We start from the raw sequence: 8,815 nt of genomic DNA on the forward strand, positions 1-8,815 counted from the left end.
CTGCACGAGCTGCATGCCGACGCGGTGTCGATCGCCGGGCACAAGCTCGGCGCTCCAAGGGCACCGGGGCGCTCGTCGTCCGCGGACGCCTCCCTCTGGAACCGCTCCTGCACGGCGGCGGCCAGGAGCGTGGGCGGCGGTCCGGCACCGTCGACGTCGCGGGAGCGGTGGGCCTGGCGACGGCACTGGATCTCGCCGAGCGGGAGCGCGAAGACACCGCGACCCGGGTGGAGGCCGCGACGGCGCGTTTCATCGCCGAGGTGCAGCGCCGCGTGCCCGTGGCCGCACTCACGGGGCATCCCACGCAGCGGCTCCCCGCGACGGCGAGCTTCACGATCGCCGGCTGTGAGCGGCGAGGCGGTGCTGCTGGAGCTGGAGCGCCGCGGGGTGATCTCGTCCAGCGGCTCCGCCTGCGCCGCCGGCAGCGACGAGCCCTCCCCCGTGCTGCTCGCGTGCGGCATCGCCCCGGAGGTCGCCCAGACGGCCGTGCGCTTTACCTTCGGGCGCTCGGCCCTCCCTGCGGACGCTCCGGAGCGCCTCGCCGCACTCGTCGCGGAAGCGGTCGACGCGGTCCGCGGCTGACGGACGGCCCTAGACTCGGCGGAGTGACCGCCCCCGCCCCGATCGTGACGCTGATCGTGCCCGGACGCGACATCGCCGCGTTCGCCCCCTCCGCCCTCGACTCCCTCCGTGCGCAGACGGACGAGCGGTGGCGTGCGATCCTCATCGACGACGGCTCCACCGACGACACGGGAGCGATCTTCGCCGACGCCGCCGCGACGGATCCCCGCTTCACCCTGATCCGGCATGAGGCTTCCGTCGGGCTCGGCGCCGCGCGCAATGTCGGCCTCGCGCGGGTCGACACGCCCTTCACGGGCTTCCTCGATGCGGATGACGAGCTGATGCCGGACGCCCTCTCGACGCTCGTGGGCACGCTCGAACGCACGGAGAGCGACTTCGCCGCCGGTGCCTACGTGCGGCTGCGTCCCCAGGGGCGAGGGTACGTGCCCGGCCGCGTACAGCCGTGGGTGGCCGCGGCGACCTCTCCTCGCCGTCTCGGCACCACCCTCGCGGAGCATCCGCAGGCTGTGTCGAACATCGTCGCATGGTCCAAGGTGAGCCGCACCGAGATGTGGTCCGACCTGCGGTTCCCCGAGGGTGTCGCCTACGAGGACCAGGTCGTCGCGCAGACGATGTACACCCGGGCGCGCGCCTTCGACGTGCTGCCTGACGTCGTGGTGCGCTGGCGCGTCCGAGCGGACGGCACCTCGATCACCCAGGGCAAGGCGCAGCTCCCCGTGCTCCGCGACTACCTCGCTGCGCTCCGCGGCGGCATCCGTGTGCTGCAGGCGGCGGGCGCGCACGCCGCCGTGACCGCTCGACTCGACCTCATCCTCGCGATGGACGTCGCTCCGCTCCGGGAGATCGCGGACACGCACCCGGATCCCGCCTACGCGGCGGAGGTGTCCGCGTTCCTGGCCGAACTGCGCGCCCTTCCCGAATTCGCCGACGCCCGCCCCGACCCCACCCTCGCCGACGCCCTCGCGTGGTGAGCCCCGCCGGAAGGACCCCCGCATGACCGACTACCTCTCCTCGCTCTTCGCGCTCGACGGCCGCACCGCGGTCGTGACCGGCGGCAGCTCGGGCATCGGCCGCGGCATCGCGACGGCGCTCGCCCGGGCCGGCGCGGCCACGGTGATCGTCGCCCGCGGCGCGGAGCGCATCGCGGAGACCGTCGAGGAGCTGAACGCGCAGGGGTGCCGGGCCGCGGGCGTCGTCGGCGATCTGGGCTCCCGCGACGGCATCCACGCGGTCGCGGAGGCCGCTGCCGTCCCCTTCGGCGAGCCGGACATCCTCGTCAACTCCGCCGGCATCAACATCCGTCCGCCCTACGCCGAGATCACCGAGGCGGACTGGGACGCGACGATGACCGTCAACGCGCTCGCCCCGTTCCTTCTCGGTCAGCGCTGGGCGCAGGGCATGGCTGCGCGCGGGTACGGGCGGCTCATCCACATCAGCTCGCAGCAGGCGCACCGGGCATTCGTGGGCAGCGGGGTGTACGGCGCCTCCAAGGGCGCGGTCGAGTCGCTCATGCGCTCGGAGGCCGAGGCCTGGGGTGGTACCGGTGTGACGAGCAACACCCTCGTCCCGGGATTCGTCCTCACTCCCCTGAACGCCCGCCTGCAGGAGGATCCCGCCACGATCGCGGCCCTCGCGGCCCGGACGATGGTCGGACGCAACGGCCTCCCGGAGGACTTCGCCGCGGCCGCGGTCTTCCTCGCGGGTCCCGGCTCGGCGTATGTCACCGGCCAGTCGCTGTTCGTCGACGGCGGGCTCTCCGTCCACTGACCCGCGAAGCCGTCAGCCGTCGGTCGGGCGCGGTCGGGCGTCGGCGCTGGATGCCGTCGGCAGCGGTACGCCGGTCGTGAGCGCCACGACGGCGTCGGCCGCCGCGGAGTCCTCCGGCTCGCGGTCCGCACGGCGCCCGGCGAGCGGAGCATCGACGCCCTCCTCGACACCGCCACGGATCGCGGCCTCCTCCTCGGCTTCTGCTTCGATCTCGGCGTTCAGCACACGCGACGCGGCCACCTGCTGTGCCGCCAGCTCGGCGTAGAGGCCGCCCTGCGCGAGGAGCTCCGCGTGGGTGCCGGACTCCACGATGCGACCGGCCTCCAGCACATGGATGACGTCCGCCCCCATGACCGTCGAGAGGCGGTGCGCGATCGACAGGGTCGTGCGCCCCTTGGCCGCCTCGTCGAGGGCTTCCTGCACCACGCGCTCGGACACGGTGTCCAGGGCGGAGGTCGCCTCGTCGAGCAGGAGCACCGGCGGGTCCTTCAGGAGCACGCGGGCGATCGCGATCCGCTGTTTCTCTCCGCCGGAGAGCCGGTATCCGCGCTCCCCCACGACGGTGTCGTAGCCCTTCTCGAAGCCCGCGATGATGTGGTGGATGTTGGCCGCGGTGCAGGCGGCGACCAGTTCCTCGTCGGTCGCATCGGGCTTTGCATAGCGGAGGTTCTCCCGGATCGTCGCGTGGAACAGGTAGGTCTCCTGGGAGACGATGCCCACGTCGTCGATGATCGACTCCTGCGTGAGCGTGCGCACGTCCGCCCCTGCGAACAGCACCGCGCCGCCCTTGGCCTCGTACAGCCGTGGGGCGAGATAGAGGATCGTGGTCTTGCCGGCGCCGGACGGGCCGACGAAGGCGACGTGCTGCCCGGGCTCGGCCACGAACGAGACCCCGTGCAGCGTGGGGCGCGAGTCGGCCGCGGCATCCGGATAGCGGAACACGACGTCCTGGAACTCGACGCGTCCGCGCGGCCCAGGGGCCTGCGCGACGGTGACCGCGTCGGGGGCGTCGGTGATCTCCGGTACGAGGTCGAGGTACTCGAAGATGCGGGCGAACAGCGCGGACGAGGTCTGCAGATCGAGCGAGACCCGCATGAGCCCCATGAGCGGCATGAGCAGCCGCGCCTGGACCGTCGTGAAGGCCACGATCGTACCCGCGGTGATCGCTCCCGTCCCGCCCGCGATGAGGTAGCCGGACACCAGATAGATGACGGCCGGCACGCTCGCCATGATGACCTGCACGACCGCGAAGAAGCCCTGGCCGCTCATGGCCCGGCGCACCTGCAGGCGCACCTGGTTGCGGTTCTCCTGCTGGTAGCGCTCGGACTCGGTGCGCTGGCGGTTGAACGCCTTGGACAGCAGCATGCCCGAGACGCTCAGGGTCTCCTGGGTGATGGAGGTCAACTCGGACAGCGACTCCTGGGTCTCCCCCGCGATGCGCGCCCGCACCTGCCCCACGCGTCGCTGCACGAGCACGAGGAAGGGCATCAGCACGACCGCGATGAGGGTGAGGCGCCAGTCGATGAGGATCATCGCGACGAGGGAGGCGATCACCGTGACGGCGTTGCCGAGGATGCTGGTGACGGTGTTCGTCAGCACGCCGGAGACACCGCCGACGTCGTTCTGCAGCCGGGACTGGATCACCCCGGTCTTCGTCCGGGTGAAGAAGCCGAGCTCCATCGCCTGCAGGTGCTCGAACAGCCGCACCCGGAGATCGCCCGTGACGCTGTTGCCGACCGTCGCCGTGAGCCAGGTCTGCGCGACGCCGAGGACCGCCGAGAAGAGGAAGAGGCCGACCATCGCCCCGACGAGCACGCCGAGCAGGGAGAGGTGGGGGCCGCCGCCGTCGACGGGGAACAGGGCGTCGTCGAAGATGCGCTGCACGAGGAGCGGCGGGATGACCGCGATACCCGCGCCGAGGACCACGAGGACACCGGTGAAGAGGATGCGCCACCGGTAGGCGCTGAACAGAGCGACGACCCGGGTGCCGAGCCCGTCGATCTTCGGGGCCTCCGCGTTGAGCCGACGCTGGGCGTCCTCGTCCACGCCGCGGAAACCGCCCCGCGGACCACCGCCCATCCCGCCCATGCTCATGGCGCCAGCGTACTCAGGACGGCGGACACCGCGGGCCGTCGTCTCCGCTCAGGGCGGATATCGCAGGGATCGGAATGAATGTCCCACCGACCCGTTACGCTGAATGACTCTCGCGAACTCTCGCACATCTCTTTTTCTTCCGATGCCCTGGAGGCCGCCCATGTCTGCCGTCGATACCGGCTCCATCACGACGCCCCCCGCATCGCACGGGGAGATCCCGCGCAAGGACATGCGGGTCATCTGGCTGCTGCTCGTCGCCGCCTTCGTCGCCATCCTCAACGAGACGACGATGGGCATCGCGATCCCGCACCTGAACACCGATCTCGGCATCCCGCCCGAGCTCGGCCAGTGGCTGACGAGCGCGTTCATGCTCACGATGGCGGTGGTCATCCCGACCACCGGCTTCATCCTGCAGCGCTTCACGACGCGGCAGGTCTTCATCGCTGCGATGACCGCGTTCTCGATCGGGACGCTCGTGGCTTTCGTCGCACCCGGCTTCTCGGTGCTGCTCGTGGGCCGCGTGATCCAGGCCGCCGGCACGGGGATCATGATGCCGCTGCTGATGACGACGATCATGAACGTCGTGCCCGCGCAGTCCCGCGGTCGCATGATGGGCCGCGTCGGTCTCGTCATCTCGCTCGCGCCCGCGATCGGCCCGACGCTCGCGGGGGCCGTGCTCGACGCGTTCAACTGGCGCGCGCTGTTCGCCATCGTGCTGCCCATCGCCCTGATCTCGCTCGCCATGGGCGCGAAGTGGATGACCAACCTCGGCGAGACCCGCAAGGCTCCGCTCGACGTGCTGTCCATCCCGCTCGCGGCGCTCGGCTTCGGCGGCATCGTCTTCGGCCTCAGCCAGTTCGGCGGCGAGGGCGGATCGGGCGGCACGACCGGCGTCATCGCTCTGGTCGTCGGCGCCGTCTCGCTCGCCCTGTTCGTCTGGCGTCAGATCGTGCTGCAGCGCGTCGACGACGCCCTGCTCGACCTGCGCGTGTTCCGCTCGGCGAACTTCTCGCTGGCCGTCATCATCATGACGATCCTGGCGTTGTCGATGTTCGGCACCCTGACGCTGCTGCCGCAGTACCTGCAGAACGTGGCCGGACTGACCGCGCTGGAGTCGGGCCTCATCTTGCTCCCCGGTTCGGTGCTGATGGGCCTGCTCGGTCCGATCATGGGCCGTGTCTACGACGCGAAGGGCACCCGTCCGCTGCTCATCCCCGGGACGATCCTCGTCTCGGCGGCGCTGTTCTTCTATTCGACGGTCGGAGAGCACACCGTGTGGTGGCTGCTGATCATCGTGCAGGCGGCCATGTCGGTCGGCCTCGCGATGTCGTTCACGCCGCTGTTCTCCTCGTCGCTCGGGTCGTTGCACCGCTCGCTGTACTCGCACGGCTCGGCGGTGCTCAACACGCTGCAGCAGGTCGGCGGGGCGGCCGGCGTCGCCCTGCTCACGGTCACGTACTCGGCGATCCTGCACGCCGGCGAGGACGAGGGCCTGTCGCGGGCCGTGGCCGGTGCCCCCGGAGCGCGGACGGCCTTCCTCATCGCGGCGATCATCTCGCTCGCGGCGGTCGCGCTCAGCCCGCTGGTGCGCAAGCCCGCCGACGACATCGGCGACGCGGCGCACGGCGGTCACTGACCGCGCAGCCACACCGACGGCGTCTGCCGCTCACCGCTCCTTGGGGGCGGGGATGTGGCAGACGCCGTTGCTGCAGTAGCCGGCGGCATCGCCCTCGAGCAGCTCGATCGCACCCGGCAGCGGCTGCAGCCCGAGCGGCGCGTCCTGCCCGGTGTTCTCCTGCTTCGATTCGGTCATCCCTCGATCGTACGCCTGCCAGGAGCACCGGGCGCCGCACGCTCTTCTCTGCGGCCTAGAGCGGCGTATCGTTCCCGGCGAGGGGTGCGCACCCTCGCCGCGCGCCCCGGAGCCGAGGAGGCGCCATGATCATCCACCCTCCCGAACGGGCCACCGCGACCGGCCACGTCGCCGCGATGTACGAGAGCGACCTCGCCGACGACGGCATCGTGTTCGCTCACACCAAGGCCATGGCCGTGAACCCCGACGCCCACGCCGCCTTCGAAGCCCTCGTCCGCGCGGTCGTCCCGTCGATCGGCGTGCCGATCTACGAGGCCGCGACCCTGGGGGCGGCGCGGGCCATCGGATCCGCGCACTGTCTGCTCGCCCACGGCCGCCGCTCCCTGCGCGCCGGCGTCGTCGACGAGGAAGGACTCGCCGCCTTCGCCGCGGGAGACGACCGCGGTTTCACGGAGCAGGAGCAGGCCGTGATCCGCTTCGCCACGCGGCTGTCGACCGATCCGGGGGCGATGACCGACGCCGATGCGCAGGAGCTGCGAGACCAGGGGTTCAGCGACCGGCAGATCGTGGACATCACCCTGGCGGCGGCGGCGCGCAACTACTTCAGCAGGGCTCTTCTCGCGCTGGCCGTGCCCGTCGAGGACGTCCCGGGGCTGGACCCGGCGCTCACCGCGGCTCTCACGCGGACCACCGGGGCCCCGCCGCCAGGCGATCGATAGGCCGTTCCGCCTAATCTGGACGGATGCTCCGACGATTCCTCGCCCGCGTGTACTGGGCCGTCAGCCGGTGGACCCTCGTCGCCGACGCCGCGCCGACGCGACCGACCGTCCTGATCGGCGCCCCGCACACCTCGAACTGGGATTTCGTGCTCATGCTCGCGATCGCGTGGCGCCTCGGCATCGACGTGCACTGGCTGGGCAAGAAGAGCCTGTTCCGCGGCTGGCGGGGGCCGATCATGCGCGGGCTCGGGGGCATCGCCGTCGACCGGGCGGATCCGGCGCGCGTCGTCGGCGAGGTCGTGGACCAGGTGCATGCCGGGACGGTGTTCGGCCTCGTCGTCACCCCCGACGGCACACGGGGCGGCAACGAGTACTGGAAGAGCGGCTTCTACCGGATCGCGCGAGCCACCGGCATGCCGGTCACTCTCGGCTTCGTCGACCGCCACACGATGACGACGGGCCTCGGGCCGACGATCGACCTCACGGGCGACGTGGCCGCCGACATGGACCGGATCCGCGCGTTCTACGCCGACAAGCACGGCGTGCGCCCCGAACGTCGCACGGAGCCGCGGCTGCGCGAGGAGACCGCCGAGCAGCCGGAGGGCTGACGTCTCAGTCCTCGTCGGGTGCGTGGTCCCGGGCGTACGCGAGGTCGTCGTCGGACAGCGACTCGATCATCCCCACCACCGCTCCGGTGATCTCCCGGATCTCCTCCCGGACGTCCTCGTCGAGATGCCGCGACCCGCTGTCGATGACCGCGCGACGCGCATCGTCGGACAGCTCGGGCCACCATTCGTCGATCGGGGGAAGGGTCATCTCGGGTCCTTTCCTGAGGCCTGTCCATCCGGCAGCGCAAGGTTCTGGACAGCGCCGGATCGTGCCCACGAGACTATCGCCATGACAGCAGAATCCCGTGGCGGCGCCGACGAGCGCGACGACCGCGATGACGGCCGCGACGAGACCCCGAACGAGCGCGCGGACCGCAACTGGGAGGAGCTGCTGCAGGAACTGCGGGTGATGCAGACCGGCACGCAGATCCTCACCGGCTTCCTCCTCGCGGTGGCGTTCCAGCCGCGCTTCACCGATATGGACGAATTCCAGCGCGACCTGTATGTCGTGCTCGTGGCACTCGCGGCGGTCGCCACCATCCTCGCCCTCGCCCCCGTCGGCATCCATCGTGCCCTGTTCGGCAGCCGGCTGAAGCCTGAGCTCGTCCGGACGGCGGCGCGCCTGGTGAAGATCGACCTCTTCGTGATCGGCGCCCTCACGATCGGGGTCACGACGCTCATCGTGGACTTCACGGTCAGCCGCACCGCCGGGATCGTCGCGCTGATCGCCTCGCTCCTGCTCGTGGTCGGGCTGTGGATGGCGCTGCCCGGCCTGCTGCGGCGAGCCCGCGCGCGGGTCGGAGCAGACGAAGGACCGCCGCCCTCGTCGGCATGAGCGCGACGGGGGCGGCGGTCGGACAGCGGGCTGATCAGCGGCCGGCGGGCTGCGGTTCTCCGCGCTCACCATCCACGCGAACTGCTCCAGGCGCTCGATGACGGCGTGCAGCAGATCCGCGGACGTGGGGTCTTCCTCGTCGACGGCGTCATGCACATCGCGCATCGTCCCGACTGCGGCTTCGAGGCGCGCGGTGACGAGGTCGATGGTCTCCGTCGTCGACACCTCACCGGTCGGGAACTCGGGGAGCGTCGTCGTCTTCGCGATCGTGGCGCTGCGCCCGTCAGGCACGGCGTGCAGGGCGCGCATGCGCTCCGCGATGGTGTCGCTGAACGTCCGGGCGTCCTCGATGATTTCGTCGAGCTGACGGTGGGTGTCGCGGAAGTTCCGTCCGACG

At 71.2% G+C, this 8,815-nt stretch carries 9 protein-coding genes and 2 pseudogenes; 7 read left to right on the forward strand and 4 right to left on the reverse strand.

Annotated elements, in window-relative coordinates:
- The 3 genes and pseudogenes from AB1285_RS25305 to AB1285_RS25315 all read left to right on the forward strand — a co-directional run.
- Positions 1-582, forward strand: a pseudogene (locus tag AB1285_RS25305) (cysteine desulfurase family protein); the annotation flags it as partial.
- Between the two features lie 23 nt (positions 583-605).
- Positions 606-1,553, forward strand: a complete 948-nt coding sequence (locus tag AB1285_RS25310) for a glycosyltransferase family 2 protein (protein WP_370428694.1) — start codon at positions 606-608, stop codon at positions 1,551-1,553.
- Positions 1,554-1,575: 22 nt separating this feature from the next.
- Positions 1,576-2,349 (forward strand): SDR family NAD(P)-dependent oxidoreductase, encoded by a 774-nt coding sequence (locus AB1285_RS25315; RefSeq protein ID WP_136050923.1) that lies wholly within the window; start codon positions 1,576-1,578, stop codon positions 2,347-2,349.
- 12 nt (positions 2,350-2,361) lie between these two features.
- Here AB1285_RS25315 and AB1285_RS25320 read toward each other — a convergent pair whose 3' ends face one another.
- Positions 2,362-4,437 carry an ABC transporter ATP-binding protein gene (locus AB1285_RS25320; RefSeq protein WP_268777821.1) on the reverse strand — a complete coding sequence of 692 codons (2,076 nt, stop codon included), beginning with the start codon at positions 4,435-4,437 and terminating at the stop codon, positions 2,362-2,364.
- A gap of 166 nt (positions 4,438-4,603) precedes the next feature.
- Here AB1285_RS25320 and AB1285_RS25325 point away from each other — a divergent pair, with 166 nt between their 5' ends.
- Complete coding sequence (locus AB1285_RS25325; RefSeq protein ID WP_268777767.1) at positions 4,604-6,079, forward strand: MDR family MFS transporter; 1,476 nt, start codon at positions 4,604-4,606, stop codon at positions 6,077-6,079.
- 30 nt (positions 6,080-6,109) lie between these two features.
- Here the strand turns inward: AB1285_RS25325 and AB1285_RS25330 are convergent, their stop codons facing one another.
- A complete protein-coding gene (locus AB1285_RS25330; protein WP_187663623.1) occupies positions 6,110-6,256 on the reverse strand; it encodes a hypothetical protein in 147 nt (48 codons plus the stop codon).
- Positions 6,257-6,381: 125 nt separating this feature from the next.
- Here AB1285_RS25330 and AB1285_RS25335 point away from each other — a divergent pair, with 125 nt between their 5' ends.
- Both AB1285_RS25335 and AB1285_RS25340 read left to right on the forward strand, forming a co-directional pair.
- Positions 6,382-6,975, forward strand: coding sequence for a carboxymuconolactone decarboxylase family protein (locus AB1285_RS25335; RefSeq protein WP_370428693.1), 594 nt, complete (start codon positions 6,382-6,384; stop codon positions 6,973-6,975).
- A gap of 23 nt (positions 6,976-6,998) precedes the next feature.
- Positions 6,999-7,583, forward strand: coding sequence for a 1-acyl-sn-glycerol-3-phosphate acyltransferase (locus tag AB1285_RS25340; RefSeq protein WP_370428692.1), 585 nt, complete (start codon positions 6,999-7,001; stop codon positions 7,581-7,583).
- Positions 7,584-7,587: 4 nt separating this feature from the next.
- Here the strand turns inward: AB1285_RS25340 and AB1285_RS25345 are convergent, their stop codons facing one another.
- Positions 7,588-7,791, reverse strand: coding sequence for a hypothetical protein (locus AB1285_RS25345; RefSeq protein ID WP_187663620.1), 204 nt, complete (start codon positions 7,789-7,791; stop codon positions 7,588-7,590).
- 81 nt (positions 7,792-7,872) lie between these two features.
- On the opposite strand from AB1285_RS25345, the gene AB1285_RS25350 reads away from it, so the two are divergent.
- Positions 7,873-8,418, forward strand: a complete 546-nt coding sequence (locus tag AB1285_RS25350) for a DUF6328 family protein (RefSeq protein WP_292795365.1) — start codon at positions 7,873-7,875, stop codon at positions 8,416-8,418.
- Positions 8,419-8,463: 45 nt separating this feature from the next.
- Here the strand turns inward: AB1285_RS25350 and AB1285_RS25355 are convergent.
- Positions 8,464-8,815: pseudogene (locus AB1285_RS25355) on the reverse strand (Dps family protein); the annotation flags it as partial.

The organism is Microbacterium sp. NRRL B-14842 (assembly GCF_050470785.1).

Coding starts and splice junctions, on each gene's coding strand:
- AB1285_RS25315 (WP_136050923.1), top strand. CDS start 1,576: ATGACCGACTACCTCTCCTCGCTCTTCGCGCTCGACGGCCGCACCGCG.
- AB1285_RS25320 (WP_268777821.1), bottom strand. CDS start 4,437: ATGGGCGGGATGGGCGGTGGTCCGCGGGGCGGTTTCCGCGGCGTGGAC.
- AB1285_RS25325 (WP_268777767.1), top strand. CDS start 4,604: ATGTCTGCCGTCGATACCGGCTCCATCACGACGCCCCCCGCATCGCAC.
- AB1285_RS25330 (WP_187663623.1), bottom strand. CDS start 6,256: ATGACCGAATCGAAGCAGGAGAACACCGGGCAGGACGCGCCGCTCGGG.
- AB1285_RS25335 (WP_370428693.1), top strand. CDS start 6,382: ATGATCATCCACCCTCCCGAACGGGCCACCGCGACCGGCCACGTCGCC.
- AB1285_RS25340 (WP_370428692.1), top strand. CDS start 6,999: ATGCTCCGACGATTCCTCGCCCGCGTGTACTGGGCCGTCAGCCGGTGG.
- AB1285_RS25345 (WP_187663620.1), bottom strand. CDS start 7,791: ATGACCCTTCCCCCGATCGACGAATGGTGGCCCGAGCTGTCCGACGAT.
- AB1285_RS25350 (WP_292795365.1), top strand. CDS start 7,873: ATGACAGCAGAATCCCGTGGCGGCGCCGACGAGCGCGACGACCGCGAT.